A 17,823-nucleotide genomic window follows, 5' to 3' on the forward strand; every position below is an offset into this window, starting at 1 on the left:
ATCCTGAGGAGCCCGCGACGAGCGGCATTTCGAAGGATGGCCGCGGGTGAGAACCGGGCCTTATGGTTCGCTCGGCGATGCGGAGCGTCGTCCGAAGACGGGCGTTCCGCGCTCCTCACCATGATGGTCTTGTGACGCAGCAGGTTTAGTCCCGTCCGGCCTCCATGATCGCGCGTGCCAGCCGGGCGGGATCGGAGAAGCACAATTCGTGGCTCCCAGCTACCTGCACCAGGCGGAACAGCCCGAGCTTCTCCGACAGCCGCGGATGCCAGGGATAGCCGTGCGGCAGCGCGGTATCCTCGGTGCAATTGATGTAGGACTTCGCCAGCTGCATCTCGGCCGGGTTGGTTTTCAACTCGATCTTGTCGCTGAAGGTCTTGAGGGGATGCGGATTGAGGATGTCGTAGGCACGCTGGGCCAGTTCGAGATCGGCATCGTTGATGAACGCCTCGCGCCAGATCGGGAATGGCAGCACCACCGAGCCGTCGCCGCGCTCGGCGGCGATCGCCTCGAACAGGCCGAGATAGTGTGACGGCACCAGGTCGTTGAGCGACTCGCCGTTGTTGGGGACGAAGGCATTCCAGTAGATCAGCCGGTGGATCCGCTCCGGCACGAGGTCGGCGACCCCCGTGATGACCATCCCGCCATAGGAGTGGCCGAGCAGGATCACGTCCTTCAGATTGTTCTCGGCGAGATAATCGGCGATGGACTGGATCGCCTCCTTGAGCCCTGTGGTCTTGGCATCGCCGGGCCGGTTACCCTTGATTGTGGGCGTATGAACGGTGTGGCCCGCGGCCCGAATGGGGGCGGCGACGGGCTCGAGCTCGGCCCCGGTGTGCCAGGCGCCGTGGACGAGGACGTAGGTCGACATATTGTGGCTCCTCCGCAAGGATGGTTAGATCGGCGCGGCAATCACCGGCCGAAACCCTTGCCGACTGAACGTCGGTCGTTGTCTTTGTTGCAGCCATATTGAGCCGGCGGCGATCGGTCCGCTTGGCTGGCGCTGAACCGGATTGGTCTCGGAGCGAACTGATGGAGCAGGTCAATCCAGCAAGCCGGCCGCGGCACTTCGTCTGGAATACGGCCGAGACGCGTCCGGCCGAGCAGTTTTCCTTCTACCGCGAGGCAATTTGCCAGGCGTTCATGAACCTGACGCCGGAATCGGCGACGACGTCATGTTTTCCGGCGAAGGTGGAGACGATCAGGTTTGGCGCCGGTGCGGTCAACCGCGTGGTGTTTCCCGAGCATACGGTGCATCGCTCGCGCAGCGATATCGCGGCCTCGAACGAGAGCTGCTTCTATCTCAACTTCAAGCTCGCCGGCCGCTGCCGCATCGTGCAGGGGAATCGCGACGTCAGCCTGTCGCGCGGCCAGGTCGGCATCTGCGACAGCGACCGCGAGGTAAGGCTGCTGCATGACCGCGGCCCGACGCTGGAGGTCGCTTCGTTCTGGGTGCCCTCGCGCGCGCTGCGCGACCGGCTGCCGCCGGGCTTCGATTTCGAGGCCGAGCGCGTCTCCGATGATCCCCATGTCGGTCATCTCATCATCGAGACGGCGCGCTCGCTCAACGCCGGCGCTTTGCGGATGACGGAGGAGGACAGCGTGCGCCTGTTCGGCGTGCTGCTCGATCTCGTCGCGCTGAGCCTGTCGCGCCGCTCGCGCGCGCAAGTCGCGGAGGCGGCGAGCTTTGCCGATGCCACGGTGCTCGCGCTGCGCCGTGCGATCCACGAACGGCTGCGCGAGCCAGGGCTGACGGTCGCGGCGGTCGCAGGCGCCGTCGGCATCAGCGAGCGCTACGTGCACAAGCTGTTCGAGCGGTCCAGCACGACGTTTTCCGACTACATCATGGAACGCCGCCTCGACGGCGCCGCGGCGGATTTGCGGGATCGGGCCATCGCGGGGCGCGAGATCGGCACGATCGCGTTCGACTGGGGCTTTTCGGACCTCTCCCACTTCACGCGCCGCTTCAAGCAGCGTTTTGGCTGCCGGCCGCGCGATTGGCGCAACCGATAAGGCTATCCGCTAAGGGGTACTTACAAACGTCCGCTTCCCACGGCAAAGACCGTGATCGGCGTTAGGATTGCAGGATCGCAACACAAACCACGTGCTTCACGTCATCGTTCCCGGAATGAAGCAGCGAACGCTCACACCCATCGGGCCGTATAGCGGCCAGACCATCGTCATGTTAGCCCTGTTCGGCTCATCGATGAGAGCCTCGTCGGGCACGTACACCCACTCGGTTTCCACGTTGGTGGCGCCGGCCATCGCGCGCTCGAAGCCCCAAGGCGTTGTCGGCACGCGGACGCGGTAATGGTTGCCATTAGTCGCCCAATCTACTTCGGACAAATGCATCGCTTCGCTACCATCGCAGCACAGATCGCCCTTTCGGTCATGAAGGTTCTCAAACCACTTCGACAGATCGGCCCGGTTGTGATCGTGCGCGAGCACGGCGTCGGGCATACCAGCCGTACTCTCCTCCACTTGGGTCGCGCCCAGCAATGCTGGTTGATGTGGCCGGGAGATCTGGAAGCTCGTAAGTTTTAACGTTGGAAGATGCAACGCGCACGCATCGGCGTGATTGGTAGTCACGAGTCCGATGGCGGCAACGGCTGTCGCAATCAAGAACTGGCTTTTCATGGGGTTCTCCCTCTTCGATTAGAGATATTCCCACCACGAATTCCACACAGCCCCAGCCACAGAGGCACCATTTGAGCTGTTCACTATAAGTCTCCGGAAATCCCGCATGGGTTCAGGTCCGGTGCTGGCTTCTTCCATCTCGAGCTTACTTCAGAGCGTCGCATCGAGTGTAAGTATGGCTGCCCAAAGGCGACCTTCATCAATGTTGGCGTGATAGTCGTCTTTGAAGCAGACCTGACTAAGTTCATGAGTACATGCCCTAGGCCTGCTCGCGATAGAATTGCAGCAGCGCTGTGCCTGCCGGCGACAGCCAGTCGGCGGCACCGGTGATGTAACCCTCGATGCGATTGCTTCGCCCGACGAGATAGGTGATGGGCATGCCGATCAACCTGAAGGTCGCCTCAGCCGGATCGCTCGCCGCGACGGCGACGCCATGGGCATCGACGTAGAAGAGGAGATTCTGCGTGTTGAGGCCGCCGAGGAAGCGCGTGATCTTCCCGAGATCCCTTGTGTCGGTGCAGATCGCATGGACGTCGAGGCCATTGCCCCTTGATCGCGCGAGGCTTGCCATGACCGGCAGGTCGAGGCGGCAGGCCGCGCACCAGGTCGCCCAGAAATTGATGAGGGTCACGCGCCCCGGCTTCGCCGACAGCACGATGTCCTTGCCGCGCAAATCCTGTAACCGAAGTGGTGGCATCGGCGCGCGAGGCCGCACCACGGTGAACTGGCTGCGTCCGGTCTCGAACACCGGCGGCCAGCGTGTCTCGTCGCTGGCCGCGCGGTCAGGGTTGAGAGACGAGAGCGCCAGCGCGGGCGCGGCGAGCAGGAGCGATCGTCGCGTCAGCGTGGGCCGGGGCTCATCACGCATGGACATAGGCCCAGCCCCGGAACTGGAGATCGACGACGCGTCCGATGCCAAACGGCACGAGCGTCGCGCCCGATATCAGCGGGATCGTGATCTGCTCCTTCGCCTCCGCGATCGCCTTGGAGGATGCGCACATGCTGTAGCTGAGGTTCGGCAGCGATTGCCGTAAGCCGGCCAGCGGCTCGGCGAGCGCTGTCTTGTCCGCGCGAAACACCTCGATGCCCTTGCCGTTGGCGACGACCTCGATCATGAGCTTGGTGCCCCGCTCGGCAAAATGCTTTGCGAGATTGGCCGAGTAGCTGATCGCATGCCCCATGACATAGGGCTCGTTGCTGTCGATGAGGATCACCACGCCGTCGACGAGGCGATCCTCCTTGGCCGCAGCACGTGAGCCGGCCGCGGTCAAGATCGAGGCGCCCGCGATCAGTCCGCGGCGTGACAAGGGGTTGGAAAGGACCATCGTTGGCGCCGCAAGGTCCGTGTCAGAACTGACGCGCAGCAATCGGCGCCTTGCGGCCGCGTCCCCACAGCACGAAGACGGCGAGCGCCAGCAGGACGAAATTGAGCGGGGTGACCGCGGCTTCGCCGCGTGAGATGTGGAAGACGAGCGCGAACACCTGCAACACGGTGCAGCCGAGCGCGGCCAGCACCGTCAGTCGCGGCAGGATGCGCGTCAGCGCCGGCAGGAGAATGCCGATGCCGCCGGCGAGATCGATCAGCCCGATGACGCGAACGAAGCCCTCCGAATATTCGCCGGCCCAGGGCATCATGGCGGCAAGCTGCGGGATCGGCGTGAGCAGCTTGACCAGCCCGGCTGAGCTGAAGGCGAAGCAGATCAGGGCCTGGGCGATCCAGAGGCCGATGCGAAGGGCGCGGCCCGGCGAGGCGGTTTCGAGAGCGGTGGTCGACATGGTGGTTCTCCGATCAGTGGGTTACCACCATTTGATAGTTTCACCATCTTTGATCATTATGCATTCCGGTATGGGTTCCTTTCCCGGATGTTGATGATCTCATGGATTCTCTGGTCAGCATGAGGGTGTTTTGCCTGGTCGCCGAGCTGAAGAGCTTTGCGACTGCGGCCCAGCGCCTGCGCATCTCGCCCGCCATGGCGAGCAAGCACGTAATGCAGCTCGAGAGGCGGCTGGGCACGCGGCTGCTCAACCGGACCAGTCGGCGCGTGAGTCTGAGCGAGAGCGGCACGCTCTATTTCGAGCAAGCGCGCCAGATGCTCGATTCGCTTGACGAGGTCGAAGCCGCCGTCAGCAAGGCGACCGTCGTCCCGCGCGGCGTGCTGCGGCTGACCGCGCCGGTGTGGATGGCCAATGCGACGTTCGCGGGCGTGCTGGCGGAATACCAGGCCCGCTATCCCGAGGTGCGCCTCGACGTCGATCTCAGCGGGCGGCTGGTCAACCTGGTCGAGGAGGGCTTTGATCTCGCCCTGCGCGCGACGGGCGCGCCCGACGAGGCGCTGATCGCGCGTCCGATCTCCAGTGTCCCGTTCTACATGGTTGCAGCTCCCGCCTTTCTCAAACGCGCTGGTCGCCCAACGAAGCTGACCGATCTCGCCGGCCGCGCCCTGCTGCACTATGCGCTTTATCCGGGCGAGAGCTTCTCGTTCGCGGGCGAGCGCGGCACCGAGACCGTTAAGCTGAATCCAGTCCTTCGCAGCGGCAACGAAACGCTGCTTCACATGGCAGCGCTCGAAGGCATGGGCCTCGCCTTCCTGCCGAAATGGCTGGTCGCTGACGACATCGCGGCCGGACGTCTCGAGCACGTCATGCCCGACCAGATCATCTTCGCGGGAAAACTGTTTGCGGTCTATCCGAGCCGCAAATATCTCTCCGCGAAAGTGAGGACCTTCATCGACTTCGTCGCCGCCGACAAGCGGATGAAGTAGCCGCCTACAGCGACCGCGCGATCAACAGCTTCATGATCTCGTTGGTGCCGCCATAGATCTTCTGGATGCGGGAATCGACGAAGATGCGCGAGATCGGGTATTCCTGCATATAGCCATACCCGCCGAACAGCTGGAGGCATTCGTCGGCGGTCTCGACCTGCTTCTCCGAGCACCAGTATTTCGCCATCGACGCGGTGACGGTGTCGAGATCCCCGGCGACCAGGCGCTCGATGCACCAGTCGACGAAGACGCGGGCGATCATGGCCTCGGTCTTGCGCTCGGCGAGCTTGAACGCGGTGTTCTGGAATTCGAGCAGTGGCTTGCCGAAGGCGGTGCGCTCCTTGGTGTAGTCTGTGGTGAGCTTGACGGCGCGCTCCATCGAGGCGACGGCGCCGACCGCCAGCGCCAGCCGCTCCTGCGGCAGTTGCTGCATCAGCTGCACGAAGCCTTGCCCTTCCTCCTTGCCGAGCAGGTTTTCGGGCGGGACCGTGACGTTGTCGAAGAACAATTCCGACGTATCGGAAGCGTGCAGGCCGATCTTGTCGAGGTTGCGTCCGCGGCGGTAGCCGTCAGCGCCTGCGGTCTCGACCACGATCAGCGAGATGCCCTTGGCGCCGACATCGCCGGTGCGCGCAACGACGATGACGAGATCGGCTGCCTGGCCGTTGGTGATGAACGTCTTCTGGCCGTTGATGACGTAGGAGTTGCCCTGCTTCTTCGCCGTGGTCTTGACGCTTTGCAGGTCCGAGCCGGTGCCGGGCTCGGTCATGGCGATGGCGCCGACCATCTCGCCCGACGCCATCTTCGGCAGCCAGCGTGTCTTCTGCTCCTCCGAGCCGTAGTTGAGGATGTAGTGGGCGACGATGGCGCTGTGCACGGAGACGCCGGTCGTCACCTCCGGTACCGTGCTCTCGATATCCTCCAGCACCGCGGCGTCATAGGCGAAGGTCGCGCCGAGGCCGCCATAGGCTTCGGGCACGCTCGGCAGCAGCGCGCCCATCTCGCCAAGCCCGCGCCAGGCGGAGCGGTCGACCATCTTCTGCGCGCGCCACTTTTCCGCGTGCGGCGTCAGATCCTTCGCCAGAAATTTCCGGAACTGGTCGCGGAAGATTTCGAGCTCTTCGGTCATCCAGGAGGAGCGGTAGGACATGAAAACTCCGGTCGGTGGTACGACTGTCTTGGTACGCCAGTAGAAGTCGGCAATTATTGTGTTTTCAGGCTGCGCCGGGGACGCTACCAAGGCAAGCGGATTCGAGCCTTTCAGGATCTGCGATTTTGAACGCCAAAACGACCGAGCTCAAGATCGACATCGCGCGCGTGGGCGCCGTCTCCGCGCTGCTGACGATGCCGGACAAGCCGCGCGCCTGCTACGTCTTTGCCCACGGCGCGGGCGCCGACATGCGGCACGCTTTCATGGACAAGGTCGCGGCTGGACTGGCCGAGCGCGGCATCGCGACGCTGCGCTACAATTTTCCCTACATGGAGAAGAAGCAAGGCCGACCCGACACGCCAATGATCGCGCACGCTGCCGTGCGGGCAGCGGTCGAGGAGGCGGCACGGCTCTGCGCCGGTCTTCCGCTGTTCGCCGGCGGAAAGTCGTTCGGCGGGCGCATGACCTCGCAGGCGCAGTCCAAGGCGCCGCTGCCCGGCGTGCGCGGGCTCGCTTTCCTCGGCTTTCCCCTGCATGCCGATAACAAGCCCTCGATCGAGCGCGCAGCTCATCTCGCCGGGATCGAGATCCCGATGCTGTTCCTGCAAGGCACGCGCGACCGGCTCGCCGACCTCCGTTACCTCGAACCCGTGATTGCGGAGCTCGGCCCCAAGGCCAGGCTGCATGAGGTCGCCGGGGGCGATCACTCCTTCCTGGTCTTGCGCAAATCCGGTCGCAGCAATGAAGAGGCGATGGAAGAGGTGCTCGATACGCTCGCGGCGTGGATCAACGAGCTGGTCTGAGCCTTTGCGCAATCATCCCGCATAAAGCCCCTTTTCGCGCGCCTTCTGGATCGCGAGCGCGGCGATCAGGTCGAGCGACGGCGTCGAGAGGCCCGCGGCGTGGGCAAAGGCACTCGGCGCCTTCACCAGCACGTCGATCTCCATGGCGCGGCCGAGTTCGTAGTCCTGGAGCAGCGACGGCTTGTGGTTGGGCGCCGGGCCGCTCCGTGTCACCCGCTTGACCTCGGGGATGTAATGCTGCGCGATCTCGTTGGCCTCGTTGAGCAGGCGCGGAATGACGTCCGTGAAGGCGGCGTCGTTGCGCACCCCGCGCGCGGTGAGGCCGGTAAGCAGGCACAGCACCGAGAGCGACATGTTGGTCAGGAGCTTTGACCAGATCGCCTCGCGAATGTCGGAGATGGGCGGCGAGTCGAGCTTTGCCTCGTTCAGGGCCGCGCGGAGCTGCGCGATGCGCTCGCTGTTGCGGTCGTCGCATTCGCCGACCAGGAGCCGGTTGCGGTCCGGCGAGAGGTTTTCGACGATGCCGGGCTCGACCACCTCGTTGGAGGAAAACACGACGCCGCCGACGATGCGCTCCTTGCCGATCGCCTTCTTCAGCCGTACGCCTCGGATCGAGGAAGGAGAGATCAGGCGGAGTGGGATGCCGTGGCGGTAGTCCAATATTGTACCACCAGGGGATACCGTTCTGCGCGAACACGATTGCGGTGTTCTCGCCTAGCAGCGGCGCAATGCCGGTGACGAGGCCCGGCAGGCCGGTTGCCTTCAGCGTAGAGATCACGACGTCCTGCGGCCCGAGCTGGGCCGGATCGCCGGAGGCGCGCACCTTGGCACAAACTTCCGCCTCGCCGACGCGCAGCTTCAGGCCATTGGCGCGCACCGCCTCCAGATGTGGTCCGCGCATCACGCAGGAGACCTCATGGCCGGCGCGTGCGAGCCGCACCGCAAGGTGGCTGCCGACGGCACCAGCGCCGAAAATGCAAATCCGCATGATATGACCGCCCCGTCCCGAGGATTGATCTTTGGCTCGCGCCGGCGGCCAGCATGGCACAAGCCGCCATGCGATGGACGCGACCGCCTCCCCGCGGAAAGTGATGGATCAAGGGGCGCGGCCACGGTCATAGTGCGCGGCCTGACAACAAATAATGCCGAGAGGATCGCCGATGCCGGCCAGCCCAGTTTTGTGGACCCTTGACGACCGCGGGGTCGCGACCGTCACGCTCAATCGACCCGAGGTCAACAATGCCTATGACGGTGCGCTGATCTCAGGCGTGCTCGCCGCGATGGATGAGCTGGGCGGGAAACCCGACTTGCGCGTCGTAGTGCTCAAGGGCAACGGCAAGCATTTTCAGGCCGGCGCCGACCTCAAATGGATCAACTCGGTGCGCCCGCAGTCGCCGGAGGCCAACGAGGCGGCTTCGCGGGCGACCTTCGAGGCGGTGCAGCGGCTGAACACGCTGCCGATCCCGACGGTGGCTCTCGTGCAGGGCGGCTGCTTCGGCGGCGGCACCGGCGTGATCGCGGCCTGCGACGTGGTGATCGCGGCCGACAATGCGCTATTCTCGATCACCGAGGTTCGTTGGGGCCTGACCGCCGCAATCATCATCCCGCAGCTCTGCGATGCCATCGGCGTCCGTCAGGTCCGCCGCTACGCGCTGACCGGCGAACGGTTTGGCGCCGATGAGGCGCGCCGCATCGGCCTCGTGCATGATGTTGTGCCGCTCGCCGAGCTGGAGGTCGCCGGCGCGAAGGTCGTCGAACAGTTGCTCGCCAACGGGCCGCAGGCTATGGCCGAGACCAAGCGACTCGCGCTGGAAAGCTCGTTCGGCGGCATGAGCGTCGATGACGCCGCCTATGCGCGCCTCGTTCGTCTGCATTCGCTCAAGCGCCAGAGTGCAGAAGCGGCGGAAGGGCTGGCGTCCTTCGCCGAGAAACGCGCAGCGAAGTGGGGCAGTAAGACTTAAATCGCCTGCTTGCCGCTCAGCAGCCGCGGCAGATGCCGCTCATGCTGCGATAGACCGCGTCGTCGTCCTGCCGCATCTGCTTGAGCGATTCGAGTGTGGTGCTCTCGCGTGGCGGCTCGGGTTTGCGCTTCGCCGCGAGTTCCTCCTCCTGTCGCTTGTAGCAGGCCTCGCGGTCGGCCTTGGCCTGGATGAAGCGGCAGTTCTGCTCCAGCGCCGAAGCGGGAGCGGCGGAGATCGCGAGGCAGATCAGCGATATTAGAGTGCGTTTCAAAGACATCGATCCTAAAGCATGATCCGGAAAAGTGCGAAGCGGTTTTCCGGAAAGATCATGCGCAAACAACAACCTAAAGCGCGATGATGATTCATCCTGATCTCATCGCGCTTTAGGAAGACGCCTGTTCTGTCAGTTCCGCCGTACGGGATCAATCGTCTTGTGGCGCCACAGGGCTTTACATCGTCGATCCCTTTGTCGAGATAGCAAGAAGGGCCCGCCTTGGGCCTCAAACGATTGGGTTATCGTCTTGCAGCAAAAATCCATTCAGGAACCTGCGCGTCAGGTGCCGCTCTACGGTGAATATGAAGTCGTCGTGCTCGGCGGCGGGCCGGCCGGCATCATCGCGGCGGCATCGGCGGCACGGGCGAGGCGGCGAACGCTGCTGATCGAGCGCTACGGTTTCTTGGGCGGCATGGGCACGGCCGCCGGCGTCACCAATTTCTGCGGCCTGCATGGCAATGTCCATGGCAGGCACCACCGGCTGGTGCAGGGCATGGCCTCCGAGCTGCTTGCGCGGATCGCCCGGCTCGACGGCCTCAACGAGCCGCATCTGATCCTCGGAAAGGTTTTTGCGCAGGCCTATGACACCGCGGCCTACAAGATCGCGGCGGATGATCTGCTCGCGAGCCACAAGGTCGATATCCTCTTCCACGCGCTCGGCGCCGGCGTCGTGATGGGTGACGCGCGTCGGATCGATACGCTGATGGTCGAGACCAAGGCGGGACGGCAGGCGGTGCGGGCCGAGATCTTCATCGATTGCTCCGGCGACGGCGATCTCGCGGTCTGGGCCGGTGCGCCCTACGAGGTCGGCGATGAGCACGGCCATCCGCTCTATCCGTCCATGATGTTCCGCCTCAACGGCATCGATCCCGAGAAGGCGGGAGAAGCCTGGCGCACCATCCCGCAATTGATGGAAAAGGCGCTCGCCGCCGGCACGCACAGCTTTCCGCGCAAAAGCGCGATCGTGCGGCCGCAGCGCCACGGCATCGAATGGCGGGTGAATTTCACGCAAATTGCGCGTGAGGACGGCCATGCCGTCAACGGCATCGAGCCTGATGACCTCACCCACGGCGAGATCGAGGGTCGTCGCCAGGCGCTCGCCGCCTTCGAATTCCTGCGCACCGTGCCGGGCTTTGAAAAATCCTACATCGTCGACCTGCCGCCGCAGCTCGGCATCCGCGAGACCCGCCGTATTATTGGCGGCCATCAGCTCAGCGGCGAGGATGTGCTCGCTTGTGCCTCGTTCGAGGATTCCATCGGCGTCAATGGCTGGCCGATCGAGGCACATGTGCCCGGTGACGTCGTCTTCACCTTCCCGCCGATTCCGGAATCGCGCGGCTACAACGAATTGCCGTATCGCATGCTGGTGCCGGAGGGCGTAGACAATCTCCTGGTCGCCGGCCGCTGCGCCTCCATGACCCATGAGGGCCAGTCGGCGGCGCGCGTCTCCGGGGCCTGCTTCGTGATGGGGGAGGCGGCGGGTTCCGCTGCTGCGCTGGCGCTGTCGGGCAACCAGATCCCGCGCGACATCCCGGTTGCAAAATTGCAGGAAACATTGAAACAACAGGGCGCCTTCATCGGGCGGGACCAGACCGTGCCAGAGGGCCTGTAAAGAAACGACGGAGGAAGCCGGATGGGTTGGGTTGCGCGGTTTGCTGTAGCTGGTTTGTTGGCGCTGACGACGATTGCAACAGCGCAGGCCGAGGAGGCGCTGAAGGCCAGGATTGGTGTGCTCAGGCTGTCGTCCTCCGCGCCGGTCTTCATCGCGCAGGACAAGGGCTATTTCCGCGACGCCGGCCTCGATATCGAGCTGAAGTTCTTCGATGCGGCACAGCCGATCGCGGTCGCCACCACCTCGGGCGACGTCGATTTCGGCATCACCGCCTTCACCGCCGGTCTCTACAATCTCGCCGGCAAGGGTACGCTGAAGGTGATCGGCGGCATGAGCCGCGAGAAGGCCGGCTATCCCCTGATCGGCTATTTTGCCAGCAACAAGGCTTACGCGGCGGGGCTGAAGACGCCGAAGGACCTTGCCGGCAAGCGCGTGGCGATGACGCAGGTCGGATCATCCTTTCACTATTCGCTCGGCCTGCTCGCGGACAAATATGGCTTCAAGCTATCAGACGTGAAGATCGTGCCGCTGCAGTCGCTGTCGAATGCGGCGGCTGCGCTGAAGGGCGAGACCGTCGACGCCGCGCTGCTTCCCATCTCCACCGCGCGAAAGCTGATGGACGAAGGCGGCGCGAAATTCCTGGGCTGGGTCGGCGACGAGACGCCCTGGCAGCTCGGCGCCGTCTTCGCCTCGCCCAAGACGCTCGCCAACAAGGTGCTGGTGACGAAGCTGCTCGGTGCGTTGGCAAAAGCCGATCGCGAATATCACGACGTCATTTTGACCGCGATGAAGGACAGCACCGTGCCGATTAACGAGCAGACAAAACCGCTGCTCGAGATCATCGCAAAGTACACCAACCTGCCGGTCGAGCAGGTGGTCGGCAATTGCGCTTATATCGATCCGGACGGCAAGCTGGACGTGAAGAACGTCGACAACCAGATCAAATGGCTGCAAGCGCAGGGTTTTGCCGACAAGGGCTTTGACGCGGACGCGATCATCGCGAAGGAATATGTGAAGGCGGATTGATTGCTTTGTTCGTCATTCCGGGGCGCCCGGAGGGCGAGCCCGGAACGACGGACGGGAGATGGACGAGACCGCATGGACCTGATCGCCAACCACATCACTCACCGCTTCGGCGAGCTCGCTGTGCTCGATGACGTCTCCTTTACCGTCAGCGCGGGCGAGGTGGTGGCGATTGTCGGGCCGTCGGGCTGCGGCAAGAGCACGCTCTTGTCGATCCTCGGCGGGCTGCTGCTGCCGTCATCGGGCGCTGCGGAACTGCGCGGCGCGCCGCCTGCGGACAGCCTCAATCCGCTGACCTTCGTGTTCCAGGATTTTGCGCTGCTGCCCTGGGCCACGGTGGAGGAGAACGTCGAATTCGCACTGCTGCACACCCAGCTCTCGCCCGCGCAGCGCCGCGCGCAGGTTGGCGATGCCCTGCGCCGTACCGGCCTCACTGATTTTCGCACGGCCTATCCAAAGCAGCTCTCCGGCGGCATGCGCCAGCGCGTCGGCATTTCGCGCGCGCTTGCGGTGAGACCCGCAATTCTCTTGATGGACGAGCCACTCTCTGCGCTGGATTCGCAGACCCGCGAGCTCCTGATGGAAGACTTCGTCGGCCTGCTCGCCGATGGCGGCATGGGCGCGGTCTATGTCACCCACAATCTCGAAGAGGCCGCTCGCCTTGCCGACCGCATCGTGGTGCTGTCGCGGCGGCCGGGCCGCATTCGCGAGGTCGTCACGATACCGATGACGCGCGCCGAACGCGGCGAGCCTGCTGCGCGTGAAAAACTGCTCATGCTCCAGAACCAGATCTGGTCGCTGATCCGCAACGAGGCGATCGATGCCGAGCGCGAGGTCCAGCATGCTTGATCGCGCAACCCAGGCCGAGACGCTAGCAAAGGACGTGGTGACGCGGCCGGTCCGCTTCCGCGGCGCGGGCTTCGTGCCGGCGAGCAGCCGCTTTGGCGGGTGGGTCGCGCTCGCGCTCGTCATCGCGATGTGGCAGATCGCCGGCAGCGCGCGCCTCGTCAATCCGCTGTTCCTGCCGGCGCCATCGGCGATCGCGCGTGCGATCTACGAACTCGCGATCTCCGGCGCGCTCTGGCAGCATCTCTCGGCCTCGCTGCTGCGCATCGGCATCGGTTGGCTGGTCGGCACCGCGGCGGGCGTCGCCGTCGGCTTTGCCATTGGTCTGTCGCGGCTGGCGCGCAGCGTCGGCATCACCTTCATCTCGGCGCTGTTCCCGATCCCGAAGATCGCGCTGTTGCCGCTGCTCATCCTCTGGCTCGGCATCGGCGAAGAACCAAAGATCGCGACCATTGCGCTCGGGGTGTTCTTCTCGACCGCGATCTCGGTCTACAGCGGTGTCGATGCGGTGCCGCGCAACCTCATCCGCATGGCGCAGAGCTTCAACGTCCCGTTCGCGACCATCGTGCGCAAGGTGATCTGGCCGGGCGCGCTACCCTCGATCCTCGCCGGCTTCCGCATCACCGCGTCGGTGGCGCTCCTGCTTGTTGTCAGCGCCGAGATGATCGGCGCCCAGTTCGGCATCGGCGCCTTCGTGCTCCAGGCCGGCAATCTCATGCAGACGGATCAGCTGCTTGCGGGCGTAGTGATCCTGTCGGTATTCGGGCTTGCGGTCGGGAAGGTGATCAACTGGCTGGAAACGCGGCTGTTGCACTGGCGCTAGCCAGGTTCGTCATTGCGAGGAGCGAAGCGACGAAGCAATCCAGACTGTCTCCGCGGAAAGATTCTGGATTGCTTCGCTGCGCTCGCAATGACGATGTGGATGGAGATGCGCGCCACAACTTCCACCGTCGTCCCGGCGAAGGCCGGGACCCATTACCCCAGGGAGAAGTTTGGCGAAGATTCGTCGTTCGGGATGAGCACCGCGCGCCAAGGATAGATCACGCGGTATGGGTCCCGGCCTTCGCCGGGACGACACGGAACGTTTGGCGAGCAGCTCGTGGTCACACGTTCCCGCGATCCTCGCGGAAGAGGTCGAGCTTCTGCTGCACCGGGCGATCGGAGAAGCTGAACAACACGGCGTCGGTCTCGGCCTCGTGCGTTACCCAGTGCCAGCTCGGCGCCACGAACAGGTCGCGCGGGCCCCATTCGAAGGTCGCATCGCCGATGCGGGTGCGACCCTTGCCTTCGATGGCGCAGAACACGGTGGCATCGGTGGAGCGATAGCGCGCGGTCTTGAAACCCCTTGGCAGGAGCTGGATGAACGTGCCGATGGTCGGCATCGCGTAGTCGCCGGTCTCGGGGTTGCTGAACTTCAGCTTCAAGCCGTGGCAGGCGTCCCATTCCTCGCGCGCTTTGGCTTTTTCCAGGGCCTCGCGGGTGTAGGCATAGGGGTAGCTGAAGATCGGCGAGGTCTTCGACGATCGCTTCACGTCGACCGGCAGCAGATTGTGGCCGTAGCGCGCAAAGCTGTCGCCAGCGGGTTTGGTGATCCTCTGCTGATCCTCCTTGGCGCCTTCCGCGAATGAGCAGTCGAAGAATTGTACGAGGGGGATGTCGAGACCGTCGAGCCAGAACATCGGCTCATCCGTCTCGTTGGAATGATCGTGCCAGGTCATCGATGGCGTGATGATGAAGTCGCCGGGCTCCATCGCGGTGCGCTCGCCGTCAACGGCGGTGTGCGCGCCCTTGCCCTCGAGCACAAAGCGCAAGGCCGACTGGCTGTGACGATGCGCAGGCGCGACGTCGCCGGGCACCACCATCTGCACGCCGGCATAGAGCGAGGTCGTGATCTTCGACTGCCCGCGGAGGCCGGGATTTTCCAGGATCAGCACCCGCCGCTCGGCTTCCTTGGCGGTGATCAGCCTGCCCGCTTCGGTCATGTAGTCGCGGATGATGTCGAACTTCCACAAATGCGGCCGGCAGGCGCTTTTCGGCTCCGGCGTGATCAAATCGCTCATCACGGTCCAGAGCGCGGTGAGGTTTTCGCCGTCGATTTTCCTGTAGAACGCTTCGCGTTCCGGCGTCTTCGCTACGGCTTCCATGGCGAGCCTCCCGTTCGTTTTGTAGATTGACAGTATACTGCCAATCTAGGTAGCGTCAACTTGACACGCCGTCATTCCGGGGCTCGCGAAGCGAGAACCGTGGTGCGCAATTGCGCACCTGAGAATCTCGAGATTCCGGGTTCGATGCTGGCGCATCGCCCCGGAATGACGGGAAAGATAATGAGGGAGGATTCCGATGAAGCTGCACGGCTATTTCCGCTCAAGCGCGGCCTACCGGGTGCGGATCGCTCTGAACCTGAAGGGCCTGACCGCCGCTCACCTGCCGCATCATTTGCGCAAGGGCGAGCAATGTGCGCCGGCCTATCTCGCCATCAACCCGCAAGGGCTGGTGCCGGCGCTGGAGGACGATGCGGGCACAATCCTCACCCAGTCGCTCGCCATCATCGAATGGCTGGATGAGAACCACCCCAACCCGCCGCTGCTGCCCAAGGATAGCTTGCGCCGCGCCAAGGTGCGCGCGTTTGCGCTGGCGATCGCCTGCGACACCCATCCGGTGCAGAACCTGAAAGTGCTGGCGCGCCTGCGCGAGCTTGGGCTGGCGGAAGAGAAGGTTCAGGAATGGGCCGCCTGGGTCAATCGCGAGGGGCTTTCGGCCTGCGAGACGCTGGTGAAAGACGAAGTGGGGCCGTTCTGCTTCGGCGACGCGCCGACGCTCGCCGATCTCTGCCTGGTGCCGCAGCTCGGCAATGCCCGCCGCTTCGGCGTCGACGTCTCGGCCTATCCGCGCCTGCTCCAGGCGGAGGCCGCGGCTAAGGCGCTGCCGGCCTTCGCGAATGCTGCCCCAGAGAAGCAGCCCGATGCCGAGTAAGCCTGCTCCTCCGATCACGATGGACGCGGTCTATGCCGCGCCGGGCTATCTGTTCCGGCGCATGCAGCAGATCGCGGTCTCGATCTTCATGGAGGAGTGCAAGGCGTTCGACCTGACGCCGGTGCAATATGCGGCGCTGGTTGCGATCCACACCCATCCCGGCATCGATGCGACGCGGCTGTCGGCGGTGATCGCCTTCGACCGTTCGACCCTCGGCAGCGTCATCGAGCGGCTCCAGGCCAAGGACTATATCGAGCGCAAGCCGGCGACCGAGGACAAGCGGATCAAGCTGCTCTATCTGACCAGGCAAGGTGCTGGGATCCTCAAGGACATCATCCCCGCAGTCGAGCGCGCGCAGGCGCGCATGCTGGAGCCGCTCAAGCCCGCCGACCGCAAGACGCTGATGACGCTGCTCGTGCAGCTCGTCGATCTCAACAACGAAGCCTCCCGCGTCCCCCTGCGCGCCGAAGACGCGCTGGAGCATCTGGGGAAGGCGGGGTGAGGGTGGCGATGTGAGTGAGGCTGCACGCGCGCCTCACCCACCGCCGTCTTCCTGGCGTGCGCTCCCACCGTTCTTTTCCGCCTCGTAGCGCGCCATGAAGGCCGGCGACATATGGCGCAGGCGCGCATCGTCGATCCGCCCGGAGCGGGTGATGTAGCTGTAGGCAAAATCCATCAGGTCGAGCTTCATGTGCTCGGCAAAGTGCTCGTACCAGCCGGCCGAGGTGCGCGCGGCGCTGACGAGCTTTTGCACGATCGGCTTGCGCTCGGCCTGGTAGCGGTGGAGCGCGGTGGCAAGATGCGCGTCGGATTCCAGCGCCTTCACCAGCGAAATCGCGTCCTCGATCGCGAGTCGCGTGCCCGAGCCGATCGAGAAATGTGCCGAGTGCAGGGCATCCCCGATCAGCACCATGTTCTTGAACGACCAGTGCTCGTTCCAGACCCAGGGGAAATTGCGCCAGACCGATTTGTTCGAGACCAGGCAGTGGCCGCCGAGCGTGTCCACAAAGACCTCCTCGCACACGCCCTTGGACTGCTCGACGTCCTTGTAGGCAAAGCCATAGGCCTGCCAGGTGGCATGGTCGCACTCGACCAGGAAGGTGCTCATGGTCGGCGAGTAGCGGTAGTGATGGGCGTTGAAGGCGCCGCGGTCGGTCTTCACGAAGGTCTGGGACAGCGTGTCGAAGCGTTTCGAGGTGCCGTACCAGACGAATTTGTTGGAGCAGTAGGACAGCGAGGTTCCGAAATCGCCCTCGAACGCGCGGCGCACCAGCGAGTTGAGCCCGTCGGCGGCGACGATCAGATCGTGGCCGTTGAGCTGATCGATCGAATGGATCTGCGTGTCGAAGCGCGGCGTGACGCCGGCATCGATCGCGCGCTGCTGGAGGAATTTCAGGAGATCGAGCCGCCCGATCGAGGAGAAGCCGACGCCGTCGATGGCAACGCTGTCCCCGTTCAGGTTCAGCGTGATGTTTTCCCAGCTCTCCATGTGCGGCGTGATCGCGTCGACGGTCTCGGGATCGTCGGCGCGGAGGAACTCCAGCGCCTCATCCGAGAACACCACGCCAAAGCCCCAGGTCGCGTCGGCCGGGTTCTGCTCGAACAGGTCGACCTGGTCGTCGGGGTGACGCTTTTTCCAGAGATAGGCGAAGTAAAGCCCGCCAGGCCCTCCGCCAATCACGGCGATCCGCAACGTCGTCCTCCCTGATTGACAGTGTGCTTGTTATCTCGAGCTGAACTGGTCTGGCCCGGCCCGCGGCGCCAGAGCCATGATCGTCGGGT

General features: G+C 64.3%; 20 protein-coding genes and 1 pseudogene. 10 read left to right on the plus strand and 11 right to left on the minus strand.

The annotated features are described in order from the left end of the window. Positions 1-145: 145 nt before the first annotated feature. On the minus strand, positions 146-871 hold the full coding sequence (locus NLN62_RS19985; protein ID WP_027526475.1) for an alpha/beta hydrolase: 726 nt from the start codon (positions 869-871) through the stop codon (positions 146-148). Positions 872-1,032: 161 nt separating this feature from the next. Between NLN62_RS19985 and NLN62_RS19990 the strand changes: the two genes are divergently transcribed. Next, complete coding sequence (locus NLN62_RS19990) at positions 1,033-2,013, plus strand: helix-turn-helix domain-containing protein (protein WP_027526474.1); 981 nt, start codon at positions 1,033-1,035, stop codon at positions 2,011-2,013. A gap of 96 nt (positions 2,014-2,109) precedes the next feature. Here the strand turns inward: NLN62_RS19990 and NLN62_RS19995 are convergent, their stop codons facing one another. The 4 genes from NLN62_RS19995 to NLN62_RS20010 all read right to left on the minus strand — a co-directional run bounded on the left by NLN62_RS19995 (position 2,110) and on the right by NLN62_RS20010 (position 4,413). Continuing rightward, positions 2,110-2,637: a hypothetical protein gene (locus tag NLN62_RS19995; protein WP_254109918.1), complete on the minus strand. Its 528-nt coding sequence runs from the start codon at positions 2,635-2,637 to the stop codon at positions 2,110-2,112. 259 nt (positions 2,638-2,896) lie between these two features. Continuing rightward, on the minus strand, positions 2,897-3,505 hold the full coding sequence (locus NLN62_RS20000) for a TlpA disulfide reductase family protein (protein WP_254109919.1): 609 nt from the start codon (positions 3,503-3,505) through the stop codon (positions 2,897-2,899). After that, positions 3,498-3,962 carry a hypothetical protein gene (locus NLN62_RS20005; RefSeq protein WP_254109920.1) on the minus strand — a complete coding sequence of 155 codons (465 nt, stop codon included), beginning with the start codon at positions 3,960-3,962 and terminating at the stop codon, positions 3,498-3,500. The genes NLN62_RS20000 and NLN62_RS20005 overlap by 8 nt, the downstream gene beginning before the upstream one ends. Positions 3,963-3,984: 22 nt before the next feature. Beyond that, the gene (locus NLN62_RS20010; RefSeq protein ID WP_254109921.1) at positions 3,985-4,413 is read right to left on the minus strand and encodes a DoxX family protein; all 429 of its coding nucleotides are present in this window, start codon (positions 4,411-4,413) and stop codon (positions 3,985-3,987) included. Positions 4,414-4,514: 101 nt separating this feature from the next. Here NLN62_RS20010 and NLN62_RS20015 point away from each other — a divergent pair, with 101 nt between their 5' ends. Next, a complete protein-coding gene (locus tag NLN62_RS20015) occupies positions 4,515-5,399 on the plus strand; it encodes a LysR family transcriptional regulator (RefSeq protein ID WP_254109922.1) in 885 nt (294 codons plus the stop codon). Positions 5,400-5,403: 4 nt separating this feature from the next. Here NLN62_RS20015 and NLN62_RS20020 read toward each other — a convergent pair whose 3' ends face one another. Then, positions 5,404-6,549, minus strand: a complete 1,146-nt coding sequence (locus NLN62_RS20020) for an acyl-CoA dehydrogenase family protein (RefSeq protein ID WP_254109923.1) — start codon at positions 6,547-6,549, stop codon at positions 5,404-5,406. Positions 6,550-6,674: 125 nt separating this feature from the next. Between NLN62_RS20020 and NLN62_RS20025 the strand changes: the two genes are divergently transcribed. Further along, positions 6,675-7,352 (plus strand): alpha/beta family hydrolase, encoded by a 678-nt coding sequence (locus NLN62_RS20025; protein WP_254109924.1) that lies wholly within the window; start codon positions 6,675-6,677, stop codon positions 7,350-7,352. A gap of 12 nt (positions 7,353-7,364) precedes the next feature. Here NLN62_RS20025 and NLN62_RS20030 read toward each other — a convergent pair whose 3' ends face one another. Next, complete coding sequence (locus NLN62_RS20030) at positions 7,365-8,012, minus strand: ketopantoate reductase C-terminal domain-containing protein (protein ID WP_254109925.1); 648 nt, start codon at positions 8,010-8,012, stop codon at positions 7,365-7,367. A gap of 76 nt (positions 8,013-8,088) precedes the next feature. Next, a pseudogene (locus NLN62_RS20035) lies at positions 8,089-8,340 on the minus strand (ketopantoate reductase family protein); the annotation flags it as partial. 172 nt (positions 8,341-8,512) lie between these two features. On the opposite strand from NLN62_RS20035, the gene NLN62_RS20040 reads away from it, so the two are divergent. Beyond that, a complete protein-coding gene (locus tag NLN62_RS20040) occupies positions 8,513-9,313 on the plus strand; it encodes an enoyl-CoA hydratase-related protein (RefSeq protein WP_027526465.1) in 801 nt (266 codons plus the stop codon). Between the two features lie 16 nt (positions 9,314-9,329). On the opposite strand, the gene NLN62_RS20045 is transcribed toward NLN62_RS20040, so the two are convergent. Then, a complete protein-coding gene (locus NLN62_RS20045) occupies positions 9,330-9,590 on the minus strand; it encodes a hypothetical protein (RefSeq protein WP_035664182.1) in 261 nt (86 codons plus the stop codon). Between the two features lie 244 nt (positions 9,591-9,834). Here NLN62_RS20045 and NLN62_RS20050 point away from each other — a divergent pair, with 244 nt between their 5' ends. From NLN62_RS20050 to NLN62_RS20065, 4 genes are all read left to right on the plus strand, one after another. After that, positions 9,835-11,199 (plus strand): FAD-dependent oxidoreductase, encoded by a 1,365-nt coding sequence (locus NLN62_RS20050; protein WP_027526463.1) that lies wholly within the window; start codon positions 9,835-9,837, stop codon positions 11,197-11,199. A 21-nt stretch (positions 11,200-11,220) separates the two neighbouring features. Next, positions 11,221-12,225 (plus strand): ABC transporter substrate-binding protein, encoded by a 1,005-nt coding sequence (locus NLN62_RS20055; RefSeq protein ID WP_254109926.1) that lies wholly within the window; start codon positions 11,221-11,223, stop codon positions 12,223-12,225. A 72-nt stretch (positions 12,226-12,297) separates the two neighbouring features. Next, entirely contained in the window at positions 12,298-13,071 is a 774-nt protein-coding gene (locus NLN62_RS20060; RefSeq protein ID WP_027520920.1) for an ABC transporter ATP-binding protein, read from the plus strand. Further along, positions 13,064-13,891, plus strand: coding sequence for an ABC transporter permease (locus NLN62_RS20065; RefSeq protein ID WP_027520919.1), 828 nt, complete (start codon positions 13,064-13,066; stop codon positions 13,889-13,891). Before NLN62_RS20060 ends, NLN62_RS20065 begins: the two co-directional genes overlap by 8 nt. Positions 13,892-14,171: 280 nt before the next feature. Here NLN62_RS20065 and gtdA read toward each other — a convergent pair whose 3' ends face one another. Further along, positions 14,172-15,212 (minus strand): gentisate 1,2-dioxygenase, encoded by a 1,041-nt coding sequence (gene gtdA, locus NLN62_RS20070; protein WP_027520918.1) that lies wholly within the window; start codon positions 15,210-15,212, stop codon positions 14,172-14,174. A gap of 196 nt (positions 15,213-15,408) precedes the next feature. Here gtdA and maiA point away from each other — a divergent pair, with 196 nt between their 5' ends. Beyond that, on the plus strand, positions 15,409-16,041 hold the full coding sequence (gene maiA / locus NLN62_RS20075; RefSeq protein ID WP_027520917.1) for a maleylacetoacetate isomerase: 633 nt from the start codon (positions 15,409-15,411) through the stop codon (positions 16,039-16,041). After that, on the plus strand, positions 16,031-16,543 hold the full coding sequence (locus NLN62_RS20080; RefSeq protein WP_027520916.1) for a MarR family winged helix-turn-helix transcriptional regulator: 513 nt from the start codon (positions 16,031-16,033) through the stop codon (positions 16,541-16,543). Before maiA ends, NLN62_RS20080 begins: the two co-directional genes overlap by 11 nt. Positions 16,544-16,576: 33 nt before the next feature. On the opposite strand, the gene NLN62_RS20085 is transcribed toward NLN62_RS20080, so the two are convergent. After that, complete coding sequence (locus NLN62_RS20085; protein ID WP_027520915.1) at positions 16,577-17,734, minus strand: FAD-dependent monooxygenase; 1,158 nt, start codon at positions 17,732-17,734, stop codon at positions 16,577-16,579. Between the last annotated feature and the right edge of the window lie 89 nt (positions 17,735-17,823).

Source organism: Bradyrhizobium sp. CCGUVB23 (assembly GCF_024199885.1).
Lineage (GTDB): Bacteria > Pseudomonadota > Alphaproteobacteria > Rhizobiales > Xanthobacteraceae > Bradyrhizobium.

What these genes read in the sequence shown, in the direction of transcription:
- NLN62_RS19985 (WP_027526475.1), bottom strand. Translation starts at nt 871, where the DNA reads ATGTCGACCTACGTCCTCGTCCACGGCGCCTGGCACACCGGGGCCGAG.
- NLN62_RS19990 (WP_027526474.1), top strand. Translation starts at nt 1,033, where the DNA reads ATGGAGCAGGTCAATCCAGCAAGCCGGCCGCGGCACTTCGTCTGGAAT.
- NLN62_RS19995 (WP_254109918.1), bottom strand. Translation starts at nt 2,637, where the DNA reads ATGAAAAGCCAGTTCTTGATTGCGACAGCCGTTGCCGCCATCGGACTC.
- NLN62_RS20000 (WP_254109919.1), bottom strand. Translation starts at nt 3,505, where the DNA reads ATGCGTGATGAGCCCCGGCCCACGCTGACGCGACGATCGCTCCTGCTC.
- NLN62_RS20005 (WP_254109920.1), bottom strand. Translation starts at nt 3,962, where the DNA reads ATGGTCCTTTCCAACCCCTTGTCACGCCGCGGACTGATCGCGGGCGCC.
- NLN62_RS20010 (WP_254109921.1), bottom strand. Translation starts at nt 4,413, where the DNA reads ATGTCGACCACCGCTCTCGAAACCGCCTCGCCGGGCCGCGCCCTTCGC.
- NLN62_RS20015 (WP_254109922.1), top strand. Translation starts at nt 4,515, where the DNA reads ATGGATTCTCTGGTCAGCATGAGGGTGTTTTGCCTGGTCGCCGAGCTG.
- NLN62_RS20020 (WP_254109923.1), bottom strand. Translation starts at nt 6,549, where the DNA reads ATGTCCTACCGCTCCTCCTGGATGACCGAAGAGCTCGAAATCTTCCGC.
- NLN62_RS20040 (WP_027526465.1), top strand. Translation starts at nt 8,513, where the DNA reads ATGCCGGCCAGCCCAGTTTTGTGGACCCTTGACGACCGCGGGGTCGCG.
- NLN62_RS20045 (WP_035664182.1), bottom strand. Translation starts at nt 9,590, where the DNA reads ATGTCTTTGAAACGCACTCTAATATCGCTGATCTGCCTCGCGATCTCC.
- NLN62_RS20055 (WP_254109926.1), top strand. Translation starts at nt 11,221, where the DNA reads ATGGGTTGGGTTGCGCGGTTTGCTGTAGCTGGTTTGTTGGCGCTGACG.
- NLN62_RS20060 (WP_027520920.1), top strand. Translation starts at nt 12,298, where the DNA reads ATGGACCTGATCGCCAACCACATCACTCACCGCTTCGGCGAGCTCGCT.
- NLN62_RS20065 (WP_027520919.1), top strand. Translation starts at nt 13,064, where the DNA reads ATGCTTGATCGCGCAACCCAGGCCGAGACGCTAGCAAAGGACGTGGTG.
- gtdA (WP_027520918.1), bottom strand. Translation starts at nt 15,212, where the DNA reads ATGGAAGCCGTAGCGAAGACGCCGGAACGCGAAGCGTTCTACAGGAAA.
- maiA (WP_027520917.1), top strand. Translation starts at nt 15,409, where the DNA reads ATGAAGCTGCACGGCTATTTCCGCTCAAGCGCGGCCTACCGGGTGCGG.
- NLN62_RS20080 (WP_027520916.1), top strand. Translation starts at nt 16,031, where the DNA reads ATGCCGAGTAAGCCTGCTCCTCCGATCACGATGGACGCGGTCTATGCC.